The sequence below is a fragment of the Dubosiella newyorkensis genome, assembly GCF_001945605.1.
In the GTDB taxonomy this organism is placed as follows: Bacteria; Bacillota_I; Bacilli_A; order Erysipelotrichales; family Erysipelotrichaceae; genus Dubosiella; species Dubosiella newyorkensis.
The window spans coordinates 1-786 of the sequence record NZ_MPKA01000015.1; the positions used below are offsets into that span (position 1 = coordinate 1).

Genomic DNA, 786 nt, shown 5'->3' on the forward strand with positions numbered 1-786 from the left:
TTCAGATATTTATCGACCGTTCTGCGATCGACATCGAGTTCACGGGCAATCTTGGATTTGTTCAATTTCAAAACACCCTCCTTCATAAGCGGCATAAGCTTGTTCAAATCTGTCAAAGAATCAACACGCAACGAGTTGTTGATTGATAAAGTAATGATCATAAAATCCTCCCTGCAAATAAGAGAATTTTACAATCTTTTTTTAGAAATTGTACATATTTATCTTATCGTCTACAGATCACCAATGGCTTTTTGATTCCTCGTCTTCTTTTTGCTGTTTCTATACACTCCAGAACTTTTGCGGCTTCCATATTTCGAGTCATCACCCACCCGACTATTTTTCTGGAATACAGATCCATCACGCTGGTCAGATAGACAAATCCTTCTTCTGTCCAGATGTAGGTGATATCGGTACACCATACGCTGTCGGGATCTTTTGGATTGAATTGTCTTTTCAGAAGATTGTGAAGTTTTCGATCATTCCCTTTAGATATGGTCGTTTTTATCTTGTGTTTCAGATATTTCGGTTTGATATTGGCTTCTTTCATGATCGAATAGACATACTTCTGGCATCCTTGGATTCCATGCTTATGGAGGATCACGGCAATCTTGGGAGAGCCATAGATCTGGTGCGAATCGTTGTAGATCTTGACGATTGCTTTTTTTTGTTTTTTCCCGCCGGACTTTTGTCTTGGATGGTTTTGATCTTAAATGCTTGTAGTAGCCGGAAGTGCTCTTATCCAATTTTGCCAGTATACCCGCTACCGATACTTTGGGATGTTTCTCT

At 39.4% G+C, this 786-nt stretch carries 2 protein-coding genes; both read right to left on the reverse strand.

The window, feature by feature from the left end; all coding sequences use genetic code 11:
* Positions 1-223: 223 nt before the first annotated feature.
* Positions 224-655: a DDE-type integrase/transposase/recombinase gene (locus BO225_RS13030; RefSeq protein WP_419185458.1), complete on the reverse strand. Its 432-nt coding sequence runs from the start codon at positions 653-655 to the stop codon at positions 224-226.
* Positions 588-786: hypothetical protein (locus BO225_RS13035; RefSeq protein ID WP_198936067.1), on the reverse strand; the 199-nt coding region annotated here is incomplete at its 5' end. The genes BO225_RS13035 and BO225_RS13030, both read right to left, overlap by 68 nt.